Annotated in this window: 19 protein-coding genes; 10 read left to right on the plus strand and 9 right to left on the minus strand. The window is 68.0% G+C overall.

Features of this window, described 5'->3' with window-relative positions; genetic code table 11:
* Positions 1–40: 40 nt before the first annotated feature.
* From OOZ63_RS00355 to OOZ63_RS00370, 4 genes are all read left to right on the plus strand, one after another.
* The gene (locus OOZ63_RS00355; protein ID WP_266003314.1) at positions 41–553 is read left to right on the plus strand and encodes a sigma-70 family RNA polymerase sigma factor; all 513 of its coding nucleotides are present in this window, start codon (positions 41–43) and stop codon (positions 551–553) included.
* Positions 550–1,545: a FecR domain-containing protein gene (locus tag OOZ63_RS00360; RefSeq protein ID WP_266003315.1), complete on the plus strand. Its 996-nt coding sequence runs from the start codon at positions 550–552 to the stop codon at positions 1,543–1,545. Before OOZ63_RS00355 ends, OOZ63_RS00360 begins: the two co-directional genes overlap by 4 nt.
* A 96-nt stretch (positions 1,546–1,641) precedes the next feature.
* The gene (locus tag OOZ63_RS00365) at positions 1,642–4,083 is read left to right on the plus strand and encodes a TonB-dependent siderophore receptor (protein ID WP_266003316.1); all 2,442 of its coding nucleotides are present in this window, start codon (positions 1,642–1,644) and stop codon (positions 4,081–4,083) included.
* Positions 4,084–4,094: 11 nt separating this feature from the next.
* The gene (locus tag OOZ63_RS00370; RefSeq protein ID WP_266003317.1) at positions 4,095–5,444 is read left to right on the plus strand and encodes a PepSY-associated TM helix domain-containing protein; all 1,350 of its coding nucleotides are present in this window, start codon (positions 4,095–4,097) and stop codon (positions 5,442–5,444) included.
* Here OOZ63_RS00370 and OOZ63_RS00375 read toward each other — a convergent pair.
* A complete protein-coding gene (locus tag OOZ63_RS00375) occupies positions 5,425–6,465 on the minus strand; it encodes a patatin-like phospholipase family protein (protein WP_266003318.1) in 1,041 nt (346 codons plus the stop codon). The two genes, OOZ63_RS00370 and OOZ63_RS00375, sit on opposite strands and share 20 nt — an antisense overlap.
* A 96-nt stretch (positions 6,466–6,561) precedes the next feature.
* On the opposite strand from OOZ63_RS00375, the gene OOZ63_RS00380 reads away from it, so the two are divergent.
* Positions 6,562–6,933: a hypothetical protein gene (locus tag OOZ63_RS00380; RefSeq protein ID WP_266003319.1), complete on the plus strand. Its 372-nt coding sequence runs from the start codon at positions 6,562–6,564 to the stop codon at positions 6,931–6,933.
* Positions 6,934–6,963: 30 nt separating this feature from the next.
* Here OOZ63_RS00380 and OOZ63_RS00385 read toward each other — a convergent pair whose 3' ends face one another.
* A complete protein-coding gene (locus OOZ63_RS00385) occupies positions 6,964–7,749 on the minus strand; it encodes a substrate-binding periplasmic protein (protein WP_266003320.1) in 786 nt (261 codons plus the stop codon).
* A 293-nt stretch (positions 7,750–8,042) separates the two neighbouring features.
* Between OOZ63_RS00385 and OOZ63_RS00390 the strand changes: the two genes are divergently transcribed.
* The gene (locus OOZ63_RS00390) at positions 8,043–8,888 is read left to right on the plus strand and encodes an AraC family transcriptional regulator (RefSeq protein WP_266003321.1); all 846 of its coding nucleotides are present in this window, start codon (positions 8,043–8,045) and stop codon (positions 8,886–8,888) included.
* Positions 8,889–8,892: 4 nt separating this feature from the next.
* On the opposite strand, the gene OOZ63_RS00395 is transcribed toward OOZ63_RS00390, so the two are convergent.
* Both OOZ63_RS00395 and OOZ63_RS00400 read right to left on the minus strand, forming a co-directional pair.
* Complete coding sequence (locus OOZ63_RS00395; RefSeq protein ID WP_266003322.1) at positions 8,893–9,879, minus strand: Bug family tripartite tricarboxylate transporter substrate binding protein; 987 nt, start codon at positions 9,877–9,879, stop codon at positions 8,893–8,895.
* Positions 9,880–10,022: 143 nt separating this feature from the next.
* A complete protein-coding gene (locus OOZ63_RS00400; RefSeq protein ID WP_266003323.1) occupies positions 10,023–10,706 on the minus strand; it encodes a PEP-CTERM sorting domain-containing protein in 684 nt (227 codons plus the stop codon).
* A gap of 285 nt (positions 10,707–10,991) precedes the next feature.
* Here OOZ63_RS00400 and OOZ63_RS00405 point away from each other — a divergent pair, with 285 nt between their 5' ends.
* Positions 10,992–11,522: a hypothetical protein gene (locus OOZ63_RS00405; protein WP_266003324.1), complete on the plus strand. Its 531-nt coding sequence runs from the start codon at positions 10,992–10,994 to the stop codon at positions 11,520–11,522.
* 29 nt (positions 11,523–11,551) lie between these two features.
* On the opposite strand, the gene OOZ63_RS00410 is transcribed toward OOZ63_RS00405, so the two are convergent.
* The 4 genes from OOZ63_RS00410 to OOZ63_RS00425 form a co-directional block, all read right to left on the minus strand.
* On the minus strand, positions 11,552–12,265 hold the full coding sequence (locus OOZ63_RS00410) for a PEP-CTERM sorting domain-containing protein (protein WP_266003325.1): 714 nt from the start codon (positions 12,263–12,265) through the stop codon (positions 11,552–11,554).
* Positions 12,266–12,370: 105 nt separating this feature from the next.
* Positions 12,371–12,718, minus strand: a complete 348-nt coding sequence (locus OOZ63_RS00415) for a hypothetical protein (protein WP_266003326.1) — start codon at positions 12,716–12,718, stop codon at positions 12,371–12,373.
* Positions 12,715–15,471: a protein kinase domain-containing protein gene (locus OOZ63_RS00420; protein ID WP_266003327.1), complete on the minus strand. Its 2,757-nt coding sequence runs from the start codon at positions 15,469–15,471 to the stop codon at positions 12,715–12,717. Before OOZ63_RS00420 ends, OOZ63_RS00415 begins: the two co-directional genes overlap by 4 nt.
* Positions 15,468–16,028, minus strand: a complete 561-nt coding sequence (locus OOZ63_RS00425) for an ECF-type sigma factor (protein ID WP_266003329.1) — start codon at positions 16,026–16,028, stop codon at positions 15,468–15,470. Before OOZ63_RS00425 ends, OOZ63_RS00420 begins: the two co-directional genes overlap by 4 nt.
* Positions 16,029–16,220: 192 nt before the next feature.
* Between OOZ63_RS00425 and OOZ63_RS00430 the strand changes: the two genes are divergently transcribed.
* The gene (locus OOZ63_RS00430; RefSeq protein ID WP_266003330.1) at positions 16,221–16,784 is read left to right on the plus strand and encodes a GGDEF domain-containing protein; all 564 of its coding nucleotides are present in this window, start codon (positions 16,221–16,223) and stop codon (positions 16,782–16,784) included.
* Between the two features lie 14 nt (positions 16,785–16,798).
* Here the strand turns inward: OOZ63_RS00430 and OOZ63_RS00435 are convergent, their stop codons facing one another.
* Positions 16,799–16,936 (minus strand): hypothetical protein, encoded by a 138-nt coding sequence (locus OOZ63_RS00435; RefSeq protein WP_266003331.1) that lies wholly within the window; start codon positions 16,934–16,936, stop codon positions 16,799–16,801.
* A gap of 116 nt (positions 16,937–17,052) precedes the next feature.
* On the opposite strand from OOZ63_RS00435, the gene OOZ63_RS00440 reads away from it, so the two are divergent.
* Together OOZ63_RS00440 and OOZ63_RS00445 are read left to right on the plus strand one after the other, a co-directional pair.
* Complete coding sequence (locus OOZ63_RS00440) at positions 17,053–18,015, plus strand: DMT family transporter (RefSeq protein WP_266003332.1); 963 nt, start codon at positions 17,053–17,055, stop codon at positions 18,013–18,015.
* Positions 18,016–18,135: 120 nt separating this feature from the next.
* Positions 18,136–19,737, plus strand: coding sequence for a S41 family peptidase (locus OOZ63_RS00445; protein ID WP_266003333.1), 1,602 nt, complete (start codon positions 18,136–18,138; stop codon positions 19,735–19,737).
* Positions 19,738–19,743 lie beyond the last annotated feature (6 nt).

Here is a 19,743-nt window from a genome sequence, read left to right on the forward strand (position 1 = left end):
TGTTTCGTGGCCACGATGCCTGGCCGGAAAGGATGGCGCGGTGACGACAGCCGAGGTTTCCTCGCCGCAAAGTGTGCATACGCTCTACAGCGACCACCACCGCTGGTTGCAGGTTTGGCTGCGCCGCAAGCTGGGCAATGCCTTTGACGCGGCCGACCTGGCGCAGGATGTGTTTGTCCGCGTGCTGGCCCGGCAGCCGCCGCTGCACATCCAGGAGCCCCGCAGCTACTTGTCGACGGTGGCACGGGGGCTGGTGGTCGACCATTGGCGGCGCCGCGAGCTGGAGCAGGCCTGGCTGGAGACGCTGGCGCAGATGCCTGAATCGCAAGCGCCATGCCCTGAGAGTCGGCTGGCATTTTTGCAGTCGCTGATTGAGATCGACCGCATGCTCGACGCACTGAAGCCGGCGGTGCGTAGCGCCTTTTTGTGGGCCCAGCTCGATGGCCTGAGTTGTCCGCAGATCGCCGAACGTCTGGGTGTATCCCTGGCAACGGCGGAGCGCTACGTCGCCAAGGCGCTGCGCCGCTGCTACGAGGTCCGGTTCGAGTCATGAGCGGGGCGCAGGCGCTACGGCCGGTTGAGCGCCTGCCCGACGAAGTGATCGATGCCGCCATCGGCTGGGCGGTCAAGCTGGACTATGGAGGCCCGCCAGAGCCGCAACTGCGCCAGGCTTTCGAGGCCTGGCTGGTCGCCGACCCGCTTCATCTGATGGCTTGGCAGCGGGTCGGCTCGCTGAAGGGCGAATTCGCAAAGCTGCCCGCGCAGCTGGCAAGTCAAACCCTGCGAGCCGCTTCCATGTCGCGCCCGACCCACCGCCGGCGCGAGGCGCTGAAGCTGTTGTCGCTGGCCGGCCTGGGTCTTTCGACGGCCTGGGTCTTGCACGAACACCGGCCATGGCAGCGCCTGCTTGCCGATGCCGGCACGGCGGTCGGCCAGCGACGCGTGCTGCGCCTGAGCGATGGCAGCATGCTGGCGCTCAACACCGACAGCGCCGTCAGCGCCGATCTGCGCGGCACGCGCCGGCTGTTGAGGCTGCACCGGGGCGAGGTGATGATCACCACCGGCGCGGACGAAGATGCACCGGCCCGGCGCGAGTTCTGGCTGCAAACGCCGTTTGGCCGCATGCAGGCTTTGGGCACGCGCTTCGTGGTTCGCCTGTACGAAGATCGTGCCAGGGTCAGCGTTCAGGAGGGGGCGGTAGCGCTGTACCCGACGGGCGGCGGCTCGACGGCGGTCGTTCAGGCCGGTGAAAGCCGCTGGCTTGGCGCGCGCGCAACCGAGGCAGTCCTGGCTAACGGCTTTGAGGACGACGCATGGGCCGAGGGCGTGATCGCCGGCAAGAACATCCGGCTGGATGATTTGTTGGCCGAGCTGTCGCGCTACCGCCGCGGGCGAATCGACTGCGATGCGCGCGTGGCCGGGCTGCGCCTCTCCGGCGTCTTCCACATTGACGACAGCGACCGAACTTTGGATTTCCTTGCGCAGACACAGCCGATACGGCTGCGCTACCTCAGCCGCTACTGGGTCATGGTGGGGCCGCAGTAGGTAGGCAAGAAAATTTGCTGTCTTGCTGAGGGGATTGGGCTGCTGGATCGGCCTAAGGGGTAGGTGATCGCATCAACCAAGCTCCGAAAGCGCCGCATGACAGTCAAGACCAAAACGAAGAACTACCGCCCGCATCGCCATTCCCCGATGGGCCTGATGCTGGCCGCCGCCGTGATGACCACGCTGGCCCAGGCTCAGACGCTGGCGACCCCGCCCGCTGCGCAGCAGCGCTTGTTCAACGTTCCCGCCGGACCACTGGAGCAGGCGCTGGATCGATTCGCCCGCGCGGCTGCGGTCAACCTGTCCTATGACGCGGCCATGGTTGGCGGACTGCGGACGCGGGGCCTGGCAGGCAGCTACAGCCTGACGAGCGCGTTGTCGGCCTTGCTGCAGGGCAGCGGGCTGGAGGCCGTGGCCCTACCTGGTGGTGGCTACATGCTGCGGCGGCCTTCCGGAGACGCCGAGCCAGCGGCGTCGGCAGCGCTACTCGCGTCGGCGCTGCCCGTGGTCAAGGTGCGTGCCGTGGCTGCCGATGGACGTGAGTTGCCCGATGTCGGCTATCAGGCCCGGGGTGGCACCGGTGCCAGCAAGATCGAACTGTCGCTGAAGGACATTGCGCAGTCGGTCACGGTGGTCAACCAGGCCTTGCTGCGCGACCTGGCGCCGGCCCGTATCAACGAGGTCGCCGACTATGTGGCCGGCGTTGATGCCTTCGCCTCGGCTGCCACGCCCTACACCAATGCCTTCTTCTTTCGCGGCTTCGGCTCGACGTCCTCGACCACCTTCAACGGTTTTCGCGACGCCGGCTTTCTGTCGGCGCAGGCGCCGGTCAATCTGGAGCGCATCGAGTTCGTCAAGGGGCCGGCGTCGGTGCTGTATGGCGGATCGGCCGGCCTGTCGGGGCTGGTGAATTTCGTCAGCAAGACGCCCTCCTCAGAGCCCATGCGCGAGCTGGTGGTTGGTGCCGGCAGCTTCGGCCGCGCCTATGCGCAACTCGACGCCACCGGGCCTGTGAGCGCCGACAAGCGTTTGCGCTACCGACTCACGGCGGCCTATGACAAGGGCGGCAATCACCGCGATCACTACGATCAGCGCTCGACCTTCGTCAGCCCCGTCCTCAGCTGGGATCTGAGCGAGCGCACCAGCCTGGATCTCGAGCTGCTGGCGCAAAACACCCGCTTCGACGGACGCGAGAATACGCTGCCGCGGCATCCTGTGTCCTTCCAGCTGCCGGTCCGGACCAACCTGGGATCTGGCGGCAGCGGTGCGGACAGCCGGCGGCTGGCCCGCGTCGATCTGAGGCACCGGCTCAACGAGACCTGGACCTTGCGCCAGGGCTTTTACGCCAGCAATGTCGACAAGACCGATGACCTCAGCTTCCAGTTCCTCAGCGTCAATGCCGACGGCTTTAGTGGCACGCGTCGGGTGCGCAGCGTGCCCGAACTGGAGCGCAACCGCGCCTCGCAGACCGAGCTGAGCGGCGCCTTCACGACAGGGCGCTTCGCTCACCAGCTCTTGCTGGGCCTGGAGCTGAGCAAGCAACGCTTCGCCTATGAGTTCCTGGTGGCACCGGCCACCAGTGTCGATCTCTTCAAGCCGCAGCCCGGACAGCAGACCGGCCCGTTGAGCTTCAATGGTGCGCCCAACGAGTCGGGTTCCGAGACGCGGGCAATCTATCTGCAAGACCTCATTGAGCTGGCCGGCGGCTTCAAGCTGATGCTGGGTGGGCGCTATGACGATGTCGAGCTGTTCTCGCGCCCGACCGGCGGTGTGGCGGCCGCCGGCAGTCAGCGTGACGAGACGGCATTCTCGCCGCGCGTCGGCTTGATTTATCAGCCGACGCCGGCTACTTCGGTCTACGGCAGCTATGCCCGCTCCTTTTCGCCGCAGTTGGGCCTGTCTCGCACCGGTGAGTCCTTCAAGCCGCAGCAGGGGGTGCAGCTGGAACTGGGCGTCAAGCACGACCTCCGCCCTGAGCTGACGATCTCGGCCGCACTGTTCAATTACCGGCGCGATAACGTACTGACCTCGGACCCGGATGCCGCGCCCGGCTCGGGCTTCAATATCGCGGTCGGCCAGCAGCAGTCGCGTGGCTTCGAGCTGGAGCTGGTTGGCCAGCTCACACCGGACTACAGCGTCATGGCCAGCTACGGCTATCTCGATGCCAAGGTCCGCAAGGACAACCGATTGCCGGTGGGCGATCGCCTGGCCGGCGTGCCGCGACACTCTTTGGGCTTGTTCAACAAGCTGCGCCTGAGCAGTCTGAACGCGACCGGCTGGAGCGCGGTCGCGGGCCTGGTGTACGCAAGCGAGCGCGAGTCCGGCCTGCCCAATTCGACGGCTGCCTTCAGCAGCGCACAGCTGCGTATCCCGGCGTTCACGCGACTTGATCTGGGCCTGATCTACGAGGCCGGCGACTACAGCTTCCGTATCAATGGCTCGAACCTGAGTAACGAGAAGCTCTACGACACCCAGGGTTCGGTGCTGCTGGCCCGCGCACCCCGGGCCTGGACGGTCTCGCTGGGCCTGCGCTACTGAGCTCGGGCTCGATGATGCGTCCGCGCGCCTGGTTCCGTCTGCACAGCTGGCTGGGCGTGCTCAGCGGTCTGCTCCTGTTCGTGCTGTGCTGGTCGGGCACCGTGGCGACGCTGGCGCATGAGATCGATTGGCTGCTGACGCCCCAGTTGCGGGTCCAGCCGCAAGGCCACTTCTTGCCGCTGGAGGCTTTGCACCGGCCGGTGCAGGCCGCTTACCCGCAGGCGCGCATCGACAGGCTGCAGGCGCCGCTGGGCGCACGCTTTGCGGCCCAGGTGGTGATCGACCTGCCCGCGCAGCGCAATGTGCGGGTCTTCGTCGACCCCTACACAGCCGAGATCCGCGGCAGCGCAAGCTATTTCAGCGTGCAGCGCTTCTTTCGCAGCTTTCATATCACGTTGTTCAACGGGCAATGGGGCTTGTACCTGGTGTGGGTGATGTCCGTGCCGATGGCGGTCTCTCTGATCGCGCCACTGTGCTTTTACAAGCGCTGGTGGCAGCGCTTCCTGGTCTTGAAGACCGACCGGGGCCGGCGGGTGTTCTGGAGCGATGCACACAAGCTGGTGGGTCTGTGGTGCTGGGCCTTCGGCCTGGTGATCGCGGTGACGGGTCTGTGGTTTCTTTTCGAGGCCTTGCGAGGCGATGTGGGCGATGGCATCAGCGCCTGGGCCGGTCCGGGAGGGGCAGCGATGGTCGAGCTCCCGCGTCTGCCGACACAAGCCTCGCTGGACATCGAGGCCTTGGCAGCCAAGGCTCGCCAGGGCAGACCGGAGTTGGACATCAAGACTTTAGGCCTTGACCGGGCTGGCTATTTCTATGTCGACGGCCAGGCCGGGCAGCTGTTGCTTCGCGACCGCGCCAACAAGCTCTACCTGGACCCGAGCAACGGCCGCGTGGCCTACGACCAGCAGGCGGCCAAGCTGTCCGCCTACTGGCGTTGGTCGGACACCGCCGATCCCTTGCACTTCGGAGATTTCGCGGGCCTGGGCAGCAAGCTCTTGTGGTTTGTGTTCGGCTTGGGCCTGTCCGGTTTGTGTCTGAGCGGCGCCTATCTGCACGCTCAGCGGCTGCGCGCCGATGCCGCCGCGCCCGATCGGGTGGGCTGGGCGGGCACCGGTGCGGCCACGCTGGCCACCGTGCTGGTGCTGGCGGCCTCGGTCAGCGGCGGGCTCACGGAGATTCAGCGCTTCGGCCCAAAGCCGGGTGGAGTGGCTCAGCGGCCCGATATTGCCTGGCCGGTGGCGGCATTCCTGGTCGCTTGGGTGTTGATCACTCTTGCGGCCCTGGGCTGGTGGGTCTGGATGCTGAGGCGGCCCAGCCGGACGTTGCGTGCGGCACCCGGTCTTACAGAAATTCGGCCCTGATATCCACTGTCGAGCGCTTGCCCACCTGGGCGAAGTTCTCCTCCAGCCAGGCCTGGGCCTGGACGCGGCCGGCGTCGCGCAGCTCGCACAGATAGGACCAGGCGGTGTCCAGCTTGCTGACCACGCCCTGGGCCGCCATCAGTTCGTCGCAGCGGATCGAGTGGATGCGCATCAGCCGGGCGTCCTCGGGTGCGAGCTTGCCGCGGTCGATCAGGCTGGTGACGAAGGCGATCGCGCGCATCTCGCGCATCAGCGAGGAGTTGAAGCTGATCTCGTTGACGCGGTTGACGATCTCGGTGGCGCTGCGCGGCACACCGCGGCGCAGCACCGGGTTGACGTGGACGATCAGTACATCGGCGCTGTCGCTGTCGTAGATCAGCGGAAAGATCGCCGGGTTGCCCATATAGCCGCCGTCCCAGAAATACTCGCCATCGATCTCGACCGCCTGGAACAGCGTCGGCAGGCAGGCGCTGGCCAGCACCGCGTCGGGGGTGATCTGCTCGCCGCTGAAGACGCGGATCTTGCCGGTCTCGACATTGGTGGCACTCAGAAATAGCTTCAGCGGCGGCGTACGCCGCAGCGCCTCGAAGTCGATCTGGGCCTGCACGATGTCGCGCAGCGGGTTCAGGTTCAGCGGGTTGAGCTGGTAGGGCGAGAACAGCTGGGTCAGCGCAGCCGTCCATTGATGTAGCGGCGAAAACTCGGGCGGCACGGCCTGCTGCAAGCCATGCATGAAGGCGTCCAGCCACGGCGCCTGCCAGCTTGTCGGTGCCCGCCCGGCTGCCGCGACGGCGTGCCACAAATCCTGCAGCGCCTGGCGTGCCCCGTCGGCGCCAGCGCAGCGCAGGCCATCGGCCAGCGCCACCGCATTGAGGCTGCCGGCGCTGGTGGCGCTGAGCGCTTCCAGGCGCAGCCGGCCGTCGGCCAGCAGATGGTCGAGCACGCCCCAGGTGAAGGCACCATGCGAGCCGCCGCCCTGCAGGGCGAGGTTGATGGCTTTCTTGGGGCTCGGGCGCGACATGTCAGAACGCAGTATCCCCCCAGGCTTGAGGTCTCGCCACATTGCGGCCCCGGCGCTACATTGTTTTTGCAGACAACCCGAGAGAGGCGAGCCCGCATGCAATCGAATCAATGGTTGATGACAGGCGCCGCGTTTGCGGCGTGGTCGGTGCTGATCCTCGGCGCGGCCTGGTGGTGGACGACGCGCAAGCTGCGGTCCGCAGCGGCCCGGCTCGACAAGGTCGACAAGGCCCGGCAGTTCGCCGCCCAGCAGGCCGCCCAGGCGCGCAAGCAGATCGAGGGCCTGCAGCAGGAGCTGGCCGCCCTACGTCTGGCGGCGCAGGGTCACAGGCCGCATGGGGCTCACATGGCCATGGCACCGCCCGCACCGCAGGTGCCCGACGATTGGCTGCCACGTGCGGCGCGCGGCCCCGAGCCGCCGGCGGATGGCTTTGCCGACACCCAGGTGCTGCGGCCTTACCGGGGCTGAGGCCGCGGCGCGACCGGGTGTCTCCCCGCCTCAGCTGGCCGGCTCGCTGCCTGGCAACGGCTGGGCATAGCGCTCCAGCAGAAGCTGGACCCGGCCGCTGCGCACCAACTCCTGCCAAGCTCCCTGCCAGCGCTCGACCTCGGCCTGCGGCGTGCTGCGCGACAGCGCCACGAATCCCAGGGCCGTGTGCACGGTCACCGGCGTGGCCTGCAGATCACCGTCCGCCATGCCGGCCTCGCGCAGCCCGTTCTCCGGCGCGACGGCCAGTCGCACGCGTCCCAGCGCCAGCATGCGCAGACAGCCGGTGTAGGCGTTGTGGCGGGTCAGCTGTTTGAAGCCCTGCACATCCAGCAGCCGCTCATGGGCGCTGCCGTGCACCACGCAGACCGACAGCTCGCGCCCCTGGGCCAGGGTCCGGATGCCGCTGGGTCGGCGGCTGTTCTCATGGAATACAAAGCGCTCCTGCGAGATCGGTCCTATCCAGTGCACCTGCTCTTCGCGCTCGGGCTTGCGGTTGAGATTGAAGAAGGCCACACGGTCCTCGGTCTGCACCAGCAGCATGCCGCGCGCCAGCGGCACCTCCTCGATACGGGTCGGCAGCCCCAGTTGGGTCAGCAGCGCACGCATCAGCTCGACGTAATAGCCGCGTTTGCCTGCGCCCGGTTTGCCGCGCAGCTCGCCCTGCAGGCGCTCGGCCTGCTCGCCCAGGCTGTGGGTGTAGACCCGCCAGCCTGGCTCGGCGCTGGTCGGCGCAGGCAGCAGCATCAGCAGCGAGGCCCACAGCAGCGTGGGGCTCAGCATTGGCGCGATTGGCATGGTTTTGTCTCCCTGCACGCGGGCCCGCGATCGGCGTGGCGCCGGCGGCGTTGGCTGGCCGCCTGCCGATGCTGGGCTGTTGCGCGCTGCTTGTCCAGTCCGGCGGCATCCGCGCAGCCCTGCGGCTGCGCCTGTTTTTACCTTGGCCATGCGGTCCGTCAAGAAGAGCCTGGGCTGTTGAGAGTGCTTCTCATTGAAAAAGTCCTCCCCCCGATGGATCAGCCGGCGGCCCCTGACCACCGGGCCGGCTCCCGGGCGAGCGGCCGCATCCCCGCTGAGGCATCATCGCGGCCATGCAGTTTGAACATGCCAGCGATCAAGCCCGGTACCGCCGCCCCACGCACCGCGCCGGGGTCGAGCTGTACCACGCCTCCATCCTGAGTCACCGCTTCGAGCCGCACACCCACGAGGCCTTCGGCCTGGGCGCGATCACCAGCGGCGTGGGGCGTTTTCGCTGGCGCGGCTCCGAGCATCTGGCGCCGCGCGCGACGCTGATGCTGATGAACCCCGAGGACATCCATACCGGCCAGGCCGAGACCGCCGACGCCTGGGGCTACCGCATGGTCTACCTGGACCGCGAGCTGCTGGCCGAGCTCAGCGGCGAGCCGGACTGGTGCTTCGATGCGGCCGTGGCGCACGATGCGCTCGGCGCCGCCGAGGTGGCCGGCCTGATCGCCGGACTCTGGCAGGCCGGCGCTGATGAAGGGGGCAGCGGTCTGGCCTTCGACAGCCGGCTGCTGCAACTGGTGGAGGCCTTGCGTCGCCATGCCTGCGTCGGCCGGCGGGCGCGCCCCGAGGCCGCGCTGCGTTTTGCGCCGGTGCTGGACTTCATGCGCGCCTCGCTGGACCAGGCCCTGAGCCTGGAGCAGCTCGCCAGCGTCGCCGGCCTGAGCCCGTTTCACTTTCTGCGCAGCTTCAAGGCCCAGCACCATGCGACACCGCAGCAGGTGCTGATGGCGCTGCGCCTGTTGGAGGCCAAGCACCTGCTGGGCCTGGGCCTGCCTGGCGCCGAGGTGGCCGCCGCCGTTGGCCTGGTCGACCAGGCCCATCTGACCCGCGCCTTCGCCGGCCGCTACGGGCTGACACCGGGGCGTTACCAGCAGCAGCTGGGCGTCGGCCACCGGCCGGCGCCGCGCTGAGTCGTCAATCCAGGCCCATATTGGCTTTTCGCGCCACGGCGCCCATGCGCTCGTACTCGGCCAGGCCCAGCGCTGTCAGTTCCTGGGCGCTGGAGCTGCGCGGCGTGAAGCCGGCCTGCAGCAGCTTCTCCTTCACATCGGGCAGGGCCAGCGCCTCCACAAAGGCCTGGTTCAGCAGCTTGAGTACCGGCGCCGGCAGCTGGGCCGGCGCATAGACACCGAACCAGGGCTCGACCGCATAGCCGGCCAGCCCGGCTTCGGCCAGGGTCGGCACCTGGGGCAGGGCCGGCGAGCGGGTCTTGCCGGCCACCGCCAGCGCGCGCAGTTTGCCGGCCTGGATATGGGGCAGCGAGGCCGGCAAGTTGTCGAACATCAGGCCCACATGACCGGCCAGCAGATCGGTGATGCCGGGCGCGCTGCCGCGGTAGGGCACATGGGTCAGCTCGGTGCCGGTCATCTGCTCGAACAGCACGGCCGACAGATGCATCGAGGTGCCGGAGCCGGCGGTGGCATAGCTCATGCCCTTGTTCTTTTTGGCCGCGTCGATCAGTTCGGCGACGCTCTTGATCGGCGAGCCCGCATTGACCTCGACGACGATGGTCGAGTAGCCCAGCATGCTGATCGCGCTGAAGTCCTTGCGCGGATCGAAGGGTACGCTTTTGTAGATATGCGGGTTCAGCGCATTGGTCGAGATGGCGCCGAAGCCTATCGTGTAGCCGTCGGGCGCGGCCTTGGCCACCGCGTCCATGCCCAAGTTGCCACCGGCGCCGGGCTTGTTCTCGATCACCACCGGCTGGCCCAGCTTGTCTGCGACCTTTTGACCGACCGTGCGCGCCACCAGATCAGTGGTGCCGCCGGCCGCATAGGGCACGATGAAACGGATTGCCTTGGCAGGGTAATCGGCGGCCTGCGCCGGGCCGAGCAGGCCGGCCAGCGCGGCGCCGGCCAGCAGGGCGACGAGGGGGCGGCGGCGTGGTTGGGGGATGGGCATGGCGTCGGTCTCCGGGCTGTTATCGAGTGCGACCAGCTTAGCCCGCAGCCCGCGCGCTGCGGCGCGCCGATGTCCGCAGGCCGCACCGCGATGGGTCGTGCCGGAATGAAAGAGCCTGGGCTTGGCTCGATCCGGGACCGGGCTCAGGCCTTGCTGTTGCTGCGGCGGCGGCGCGCCACAAAGCCCAGCACGCCCAGGCCGGCGGCCAGCATTGCGTAGCTGCTGGGCTCGGGCACGGCGCTGACGGCGCTGAAGCGCAGCAGGTCCTGGGTGCTGGCATTGCTGAGGCGCTCGATGCTGTAGAGGCTGGGGCCGCTGTAGCCGGTGGCGGCGTTCAGATAGCTGTTGGCCTGATTGCGCAGCGCGCGGTAGTTGCTGCTGTCGCTGTCGAGCTTGAAGCTCTGGCGGCTGCTGTTGTCGGTGACGCTGAAGCTGCTGGCGCGGGTTTCGTGGGTCAGCTCCCAGATCGCCAGCTGGAAGGCGCTGCGCTCTAGGCTGCTGTCCACCGCGGCATAGCTGGACGAGAACAGGCCTTGCAGCAGGCTGGCCTGGCTGCCCTGGAACTGGCCGATGCTGTAGCTGCGGAACTGGGTCGAGGTGTACTGGCCCAGCTCGACGCAGAAGGCCTCGAAGCTCGCACCGCCACGGGTCTCAAAGGCCAGCGCGCCGGCGCGGGTCGAGGTGTCGCCGCCATTCCATTGCAGGTCCAGCGCCTGCGACAGGCCGCCGAGCTGCTCGGTGTAGCGGATGTCCACGGTCTGGGCGGCATGGGCGGCGGCCGAGCCGAGCAGGGCGATGGTGGCGAGGACGAGTTTGTGTTGTTGCATGATGGTGTTTCCCTGGGGCGCGCTGGACGCCTGGCTTGCTTGCCAAGCCTTGTTGTGGTGGTCGCACGGGCGGGCCGTGCATCGAAGCAGCCGCACTGTAGGCAGGCTGCGCCGCCGGCGCGCCCCCATGTGCCGGGGGTGGCGCCGCAGTCTTTGTGACGCAGATCACGGCCGGGGCCGGGTATTCCCTGTGTTGCGGGGGGAGGGGAGACCGATCCGCCCCGCTCAAGTGCGGCCGCCGGCGGCCGATAAGCAAGGTCTATCCTGCCCTTGGGGGACGCTGCGATGCTGGAGTCCACGACCGCCGCCGAGCGCCTGGCCGCGCTGGCCGCCGAGCGCTATGCGCTGGCGCCCGAGGCACTGAGCGATGCACAGGCGCTGGCCGGCATCGATGCCCGCGCCGCCGAGGCTGATGACAAGGAGTGGCTGCTGGCCCGTATCGCCGCGCTGCAGGCCCGCCTGGGCGAGCAAGGTGAGGGCGCTGACAACGACGACGTCAGCTGGATGGGCCCGCAGGAGCGCCACAGCCCGCCCGAGGCGCTGCGCCGCATCAAGACCCTGTGCGCGATCTTTCCCGACCTCTATGGCGCGATGCTGGCCGTGCAACTGACCCATGCGGCCGTCTCGCGCGAGCTGCTGGCCCTGGCCATCAAGCAATTCCGCCGCGACGCCGAATCACTCAGCCCCGAGGACCTGCAAGGCTTGCTGACCGCCGCGCTGAACGGCGGCCGCCAGGGCTTCGACGCCGTGCTGCGCACCCGCAAGGGGGGCGAGCGCAAGTCGGTTTCGATACCGTGGGGCAGGGATGGTGAGTGAGTGGGTGGACCCGGTCAGCGCAGCAAGGGTCAGGTCTTGCGTGAGCCACGCCGGGCTGCGCCGGCCACGGCAAGCCCGCCGACCAGCATCAGCAGCACGCTGGCCGGTTCGGGCACGGCCGTGACCACGCTGCCGTTCAGCACAAAGGGCAGACTGACGCCGTCGCCGTTGTCCAGGATCTGCACAAAGGAGCCGCCGGCGCCGGACTGCATCGCGTTGCCCACGGCCCCGTCCGCCGTGGGCGGAATCCAGGGGCCGGAGCTCAGCGAGCCGGTCATGCTCCAGCTCAGCCAGTAGGAGCCGGCGGACAGCTGCACATCATCGATGTCGGCCACTACCCGGTAGATCGGGCGCACGGTGTTGTTCAGTGCGTTGTGCTGGACCCGGTAGCCGACCTGGCCGCCGTTGGCGAGCCCGGCGGTGCCGGAAGCCACGCGGGTGCCGGTGTTGAGGTCGCCGGCCATCAGGCTCCAGCTGACCGTCTGTAGCGTGAAGGCGGTGGCGTTGTTCTGGAAGCTGAAGAAGTCGATGCTGTCGAGCAGCCAGCCTTCCCCAGTGACCGTGAAGTCCTCCGCCACCGCATTGCCCGACTTGGCCTGGGCGCCAAAGCCGAACCAGGCATCCGAGGCCTGCCGGATCGACCGTCCCTCGGCGTTGACGACGGGGCCATTGCTGTACAGCACATCGGCCTGGCTCAGGCCGGCTGCCGCAGCCAGGCCCAGGGTCATGATCAGGGATTTCACGCGCATGCTCGTTGGTATGAGGAGGGGAAAGAAGCGTGCGCGAGTATGCCTGCTAGCTGGTTGTGCCGATTTGTTGGGGCCCCCTTTGGTCAGGGGGCTCATCGCTCACACTGGTATGTTGCGAATCCCGGGATCAACGCTAAACCGTTTGCCCGTCTCGGTTTCGATCAGATTGATCGTGAACGAGAAGTCGCCGCTGCTGGTCAGGCGGTCGCGCACCGCCACCTGCGTATCGCTGAGCAGCCAAATGTCCGGGAAATTGGCGCCGGGATCGTCGAACACGATGGGTGCCTCGGGGTCGAAAGCGTAGCCCGGGTTGACGATCTGGAACTGCACCAGCGAGTTGGGCTCGTTCACCGTCACCAGTTCGGGCGAGCAGATGGCGGTTGGCGGGTCGGTCAGGTTGCTGCCGGTGACGTCGAAGGTTAGGACTGGTTTTTCGGGCGTGGTCATGGTTTATCTTTCCCTGTGAAGTGGCGCGCCGTGGTGGCTGCGGGGTTGAGCAATCTCTGCAGCTCAACATAGTCCGGATGCCGGTATGTTGTGGCTGTCACCTTTTCGGCCAGGGCGCGCGCTTCTTCAGGGGCGCCGAGCAAAAATCTTGTCTGAGCGTGCAAAGTCATCGACTGGGCGTCCGAGGTTGAGCCCATGGGTTGTAGATATTCTTCTGCCGTTTGCCAGTACTGAGATGCCTGGGCTCCACCGTCCGCAGTCTTGGCCAGGAGGCGTCCGAGCAACAAGGCCACCCGGGCGACCGCGAGCCGCTGGTCGGCATTTAGTGTCTTGCCTTTGCTCTCAATATCTTGCATCTCACGTATGTAGCGGCGCATCGGCTGAATGGCTTGGGGGCCATGCAGCACTGCTTGCATGGCCAGCAACTGGCCGCGCAGCAGACATTGCCAATCGAGTTTTGCTGGATTTGCAAGGATCAATCGCGAAATGTCTCGCTGAAGCGTGGCGGCAAGTGCCTGGGCCTGCTCGCGACCATCCAGACTGCTCTGCACTTCTGATAGCCCAAGCTGTATTGCGTTCAGCATGTGCAACCAACCGAGGTTGTCCGTGTCGATCGACACAAGCGCTTGTTGCGTCATTGCTGCCTTCTCGGCCCAGACCAGGGCTTGCGGTGACTGCCCAAGAAAGAAGTGCATGCGGCTGATCTGATGCTGGCTGGTGGCCAGCAGGGCCTGCACCTCCCGGTTGTCGACGGCGTCGGGCATCTTGTGGAGCGCGCTGACTCTTTGCGTCTCGGTTGCCAGCGCAGCGGCGTAGTCGCCGAGCATAAAGTGCGCGCGAGCGATCCAGCCAAGGGTGTTGGCCTGTTCAAGGTAGAGCTCAGGTCGTTTCTCGACCATCGGCTGCCAGCTGCCATTGGCGCTGAGCAGATCATCGAGTGCCGCGCGGACGCGCCCCTGGTCCATTGCCAATACGCCCAGGTTCTGCTGCGCGAAAGCTCGCTCGGTGCGCCAGTCCAGATTGCTCGGATCAAGCACGGTCAGTCGCTCTGCCAGCTGCAAATACAGCTGGAACTGCTGTAGCGCCTGCTCCATCTGGCCACGGCGGCGCGCGATGAAGCCGACCCAGTAGGCGCTTTGCGCGTGCTCGAACACCACCGCACCCTTGTCCGGGTGGCGGGCCAGCAGTTCGCCGGTGCTAGCGGCGGCCTGGCGGAAGAGCTGGTCGGCTTCGTCGAGCTTGCCGCGTTTCTCGGCGATCTCGCCCATCAGGTGCAGGGCGCGGGCGCGCCGCCCCAGCGAGCTGGCGTCCATGCCCGAGAGCTGCTGCTGCGAGTAGTAGCCCAGCGCCTTGTCGCCCACCGCATCCATCACGTCCAGCCGCCCCACCGGCTCGAGTTTCTTGCGCAGATCGCCCAGCATGAACTCGATCAGGCCTTCGGCCTGGTCGCGCTGGTGCTGGGCCTCGCGGCCTTCGTGGATGGCCACTCCCAGGCCCAGGCCCAGGGCCAGCACGACGCCGCTGCCGGCCGCCACGCCCAGGCGGTGGCGGCGCAGAAACATCGCGCTGCGGTACCAGGCGCTGTCGGGCCGGGCGCTGACCGGCTCATGGGCCAGCCAGCGGCGCAGATCGGCGGCCAGCAGCTCGGCGTTGGCGTAGCGTTCGGCGGGCTTTTTCTTCAGCGCCTTGGCGACGATGGTGTCCAGATCGCCGCGCAGCAGGCGGGCACGCTCGGCAATCACCGGGTTGGCCTGGCGCCGCGCCGCCTCGGACAAGCGCTTGGGCTCGGTCTCGACAATGGAGCGCATGCGCTCCAGCGGCGTGGTCGAGGGCTCGGTTTTGGCCGTGGGGTGGATGCCGCAGAGCAGCAGATAGAGCAGCACGCCCAGCGCGTAGACATCGGTGGCGGTGCTGACCTCGCCGCCTTGCACCTGCTCGGGCGCGGCGTACTGCGGTGTGAACGCGCGGCCGGCTTGGCGGGTCAGCTCGGTGGCGGCGCCGCCCGCGCCGTCCTCGGCCTCGCCGTCCAGCAGCTTGGCGATGCCGAAGTCCAGCAACTTGACCTCGCCGGCGCGGTTGACCAGGATGTTGCTGGGCTTGAGATCGCGGTGCAGGATCAGCCGGTTGTGCGCATGGGCCACGGCGGCGAGCACGTCCAGAAAAATGGCGATGCGCGCGCGGGTGTCGAGCTGCCGCTCCTCGCAGAAGGCGTCGATGGGTTGGCCGTCGACATACTCCAGCACCAGATAGGGCTGGCCGCTGCGCGGTCCGTCCTCGGCGCTGATGCCGGCATCGAGGAGCCGTGCGATATGCGGATGCGAGAGCTTGGCCAGTATCTGGCCCTCGCGCGCAAAGCGGCCGGCACTGCCGGCGCCGAACAAGCCGCTGGCCAGCAGCTTGATGGCGACCTGGCCCTCGAAGCGTCCATCGGTGCGCCGGGCCAGCCAGACGCTGCCCATGCCGCCCTGGCCGATCTCGTTTGCAAGTGTGTAGGCGCCGAGCGTCTGGCCGGGCAGGGCCAGCACAGGCTGGTCCAACATCGGTGGCAGGGCGGGACGGGCCATGAAGTCCTCGCTGGCGAGCGCCGCGTCGCGCGCTAGCAGGGCCTTGAGGTCCTCGGCCAGCCCCGGGTCCAGACCCTGCAGTGCCGCCAGCCGGCCGGCGCGCGCAGGTTCGTCCAAGTCCAGCAACTCGTCCAGCACCGGGCTGAGCTGCAGCCAGCGCGCCTTGTCTATCGGGCGGCCGGCGCTCATGAGCCGAGGGCCAGCGACAAGAACATCCGCGCCTTCTGCCAGTCGCGCTGCACGGTGCGCTCGGTCACGCCCAGGGCCTGGGCGATCTCCGCTTCGAGCAGGCCGCCGAAGTAGCGCATCTCGACCACCTGGGCCAGGCGCGCATCGACGGCGGCCAGCTCTGCCAGCGCCTCGTGCACGCGCAGAATCTCCTCATCGCGCTGCGGCGGCAGCTCGGCGACGGCGGTGTTGAAGGTCACCTGCTGCAGCTCGCCGCCGTGGCGCTGGGCCTGGCGGCTGCGGATCTGGTCGATCAGCACGCTGCGCATGGTGCGCGCCGCATAGGCCATGAAGTGCTGGCGGTCGGCAAAGTCGAGCTGGCCGGCCTGCTGCAGGCGCAGCCAGGACTCGTGTACCAGGCCCGTGGCGTCCAGCGCGGTGGGCTGACCGGCGCCTGCCAGACGCAGGCGCTGGCCGGCCAGGCGACGCAGGTCGGCATAGAGCAGGGCGACCACCTGGTCGGCGGCCAGGCGGTCGCCCTGGCCGGCGGCGCGCAACAAAGTGGTGATTTCGCTCATGCAGGGCCGGACTCTAGCAGCCGTCCATGGCTTAGGGATGGCGCTTTTTTCGGTTGCCTGTCGGGTTCGCGCTGCAGATCGCGTTTTACAGAAATGAGGGCATGGCAGGCTGGGCTCCGGTCAGGGAGGTCGGGTTACGGCCGGTCATGTCCCTCTCACTGTGTTTCTCCATCTTTTACCGACCAGACTCCCATGAAGGACGACACCCTGCCCAACAAGAGCCCCGCATGCAGTGCCGCTGAGCGGCCGACGCAGCGCACTCAGCTGCAGCTGTTGGAGGACTTGCCGCAGTTCGCTGCGCTGCTGGACCGGCAACTGGGGCATTGCCGCCGTCACGGCGCGCGCGCCACTGTGCTGCTGATCACAGTGGATCCGCAGGCCGGCGCTTGCGAGGCGCCGTCATCGGCCACGCTGAAAGCCCTGCTGCAGGCCATAGGCGCGCGGTTGTTAGGTCGGGTGCGCGGCAGCGATGTCGTGGCCCAGGTGGGCGAGCGGCGCTTCGGCCTGGTGCTGATGGATGCCGGCCGGGCTGAGTCCGATGTAGTGCGGGCGCGCCTGCACAAGGCCTTGTGCGGGCCATATGGCGTGGAGGAGCAGCGGCTTTATGTGGCGCTGCGCATGGGCGCTGCGGTCTACCGCGAGGCCGGCATGACCGGCACGGAGCTCGCCCAGGCGGCCGAGGGCTCGCAGCGCAGCGCCGATATGCTGGGCGGCGTGCCGGCCCCCCGGTCACCGCTGACGGTCGTCAAGACCTGAACCGGCGCAGGCACTCAAGCGCCGATTCCGGCATCGGCCATCAGCAGCAGGCCGGCCAGCAGTAGACACAGCAGGGCCAGCAGCGCCGCGACCCACAGGCCGGCCAGCAGATGAGCCTGGGTGCGGGGCTGGAGCCATGATGGGTTGTACATGGGGATCTCCCTGTGCAGACCGACTGCTATTGAGCACCTGGGTGGCCGGCCGGGTCAAGTCCGGCGCAGCAAGCCGGTACAAGACCGGCTGCCTGGCCCTGCGTCATAGTGACGCCATGTTTGCTGGAACCCTGTTTGCTCTCGCGGCTGGCCTGATGTGGGGCCTGGTTTTTGTCGCGCCACTGATGCTGCCGGACTATCCGGCGGCGCTGCTGACCGTGGGCCGCTACCTGGCCTTCGGCCTGATCGCGCTGCCGCTGGCGGCGATCGACTGGCGCGATCTGCGCGCGCTGACACGCACCGACTGGCTGGAAGCGGCCAAGCTCAGCGCGATCGGCAACTTTCTCTACTATTTGTGCCTTTCGGCGGCGATCCAGCGCGCCGGTGGGCCGCTGCCCACCGTCATCATCGGCACCCTGCCGGTGGTGATTGCGATCTGCTCGAATCTGCGCGATTACCGGCGCGACGGCCATCTGCCCTGGGCCCGGCTGGCGCCCTCGCTGCTCTTGATTGCCAGCGGCATTGCGCTGGTCAACCAGGTAGAGCTGGCTCAGCTGGGCGCGCAGGGCACAGCCACGCAAGTGCGGCGCTATGCCGAAGGCGGGTTATTGGCGGTAGCGGCGGTGGCCTGCTGGACCTGGTATCCAATCCGCAATGCGGACTGGCTGCGCGCTCACAAGGACCGCAGTCCGCGTGCCTGGGCAACGGCGCAGGGGTTGGTGACGCTGCCGATGGCGCTGGTCGGGCTGGCGCTGCTGCCGCTGCTGCAGGCCACCGGCCTGTTGGCCGCTGAGTTCGCGCTGCCGCTGGGGCCGCGGCCCTGGGCTTTCATAGGCCTGATGCTGGCAGTGGGCCTGTGCGCCTCTTGGCTGGGCACGCTGTGCTGGAACGAGGCCAGCCAGCGGCTGCCGACCTCGCTGGTGGGGCAACTGATCGTGTTCGAGACGCTGGCGGCGCTGGCCTATGCTTTCATGCTGCGCGGTGAGCCGCCGCAAGCCCTTACCCTGGCAGGAATTGCGCTGCTGGTGGCTGGCGTGATCTGGGCGCTGCGGGTCAGGCCGGTCGTGACTTCTTCCTGAATCTGCCTCCCCCTCAAGAGGGAAGTGCGGCGCCCGGGCCACAGCGGGCCCGGTGGCTGCGGGTATAACCCCGAGCCACAACAGCCGGTGCGCGACAGCGCGCCCGGACAGGGAGAGGGAATGAGCGTAACAAGACAGATGATAGCGGCCGGCTGGGCGCTGGCGGCGGCCCTGGGCCTGCAGGCCTGCGGCGGCGGGGGCGGATCGGCGGGCGAGCCTTTGTTGGGCGGCGGTGGCAGCAGCAATAACGGCGGCGGCGTGGTGGTGACACCGACGCTGCCCACCGGTCCGCTGCCCGCCAGCGAGACCCTGGCCCAGCAGTGTGCGGCCGGCAATGAGCTGGCGCCGGCGGGCCGGCGCAATAGCAGCCTGGAGGTCGAGAAGCGCTGGATACGTTCCTATCTGGACGAGGACTATCTGTGGCGCGAGCAGGTGCCGGCGCGCGACCCCGGCGGGCCGCGCTACAGCGGCAACGAGGTGCAGCGGGCGCTGGCCGCTTATTTTTACGACCTGCTGACACCGCAGCTAACCAGCAGCGGCGCCGAGCGCGACCGCTTCAGCTTCATGGTGGCCGAGAGCGAATGGCAGCGCGTGATGCAGGCCGGCGTGTCGCTGGGCTATGGCCTGGAGTGGACTCAGGCGGCCAGCACGCCGCCGCGCGGCCTGCGCATCGCCTATATCGAGCCCGATGGCCCGGCCGCCCGGGCTGGCCTGCGGCGTGGCGACCGGCTGCTATCGGTGGACGGCATCAGCAGCGACACCAATGACGAAGCGCAGTGGCGCCAGCTGCAGGCCGTGCTGTACCCAAGCGAGCGCGGGGGCAGCCACCAGTTCCGCTTCGAGCCACGCGGTGGCGGCACCGAGCGCCAGTTGACGCTAGGCGGCACAGAGATCAGCCGCACGCCGGTGCCCATGGCCCAGGTTCTGACGGCGGCCGACGGCGCGCGGGTCGGCTACCTGGTCTTCCATGACCACAATCTTCCGGCCGAGGCCCAGCTGAGCACGGCGCTGCGTCGCTTCGGCGAGCAGGGCGTCAGCGAGCTGGTGCTGGACCTGCGCTACAACGGCGGTGGCTATCTCTTCATCGCCTCGCAGCTGGCCTATATGATCGCCGGCCCCGGGCCTACCAGCGGCCGGGTGTTCGAGCGCCTGCGTCACAACAGCCGGCGTCAGGCCGAGAACGAGGACATGGGTTTCCGCGCCCAGTCCTGCCAGCCGCAGAACGGCCAGTGCAGCCAGCAGCAGACCCTGCCCAGCCTGAATCTGCGGCGCGTCTATGTGCTCAGCCAGTCCGGCACCTGCTCGGCCAGCGAGTCGCTGATCAACGGCCTGCGCGGCATCGACGTCGAGGTGGTGCTGATCGGCGGGCGCAGCTGCGGCAAGCCCTACGGCTTTGTCGGCCAGGAAAACTGCGGCAACCGATACATGGCCATCGAGTTCGAGGGCGTCAATGCCAAGGGCTTTGGTGACTATGCGGACGGCTTTATCCCCGGCGGCAATGGCGTCGGTGCGAGCGTCAAGGGCTGCGAGGTGGCCGATGATCTGGGCCGCGAGCTGGGCGACCCACAGGAGGGCCAACTGGCCGCAGCGCTGCAGCACCGGCTTAGCGGCCAGTGCCCGGCACCGCTGGCCAAGATTCAATCCCATCGGGGGGGCGAAGGTGGCCTGGCGGCGCAACTGCAAAGGCCCTGGCTGCGCAACAACCGGCTCCTGGGCCAGTAGTTCCGA

Origin of the sequence: Paucibacter sp. PLA-PC-4 (assembly GCF_026241155.1) — a bacterium.
Classification (GTDB): Bacteria; Pseudomonadota; Gammaproteobacteria; order Burkholderiales; family Burkholderiaceae_C; genus Roseateles_E.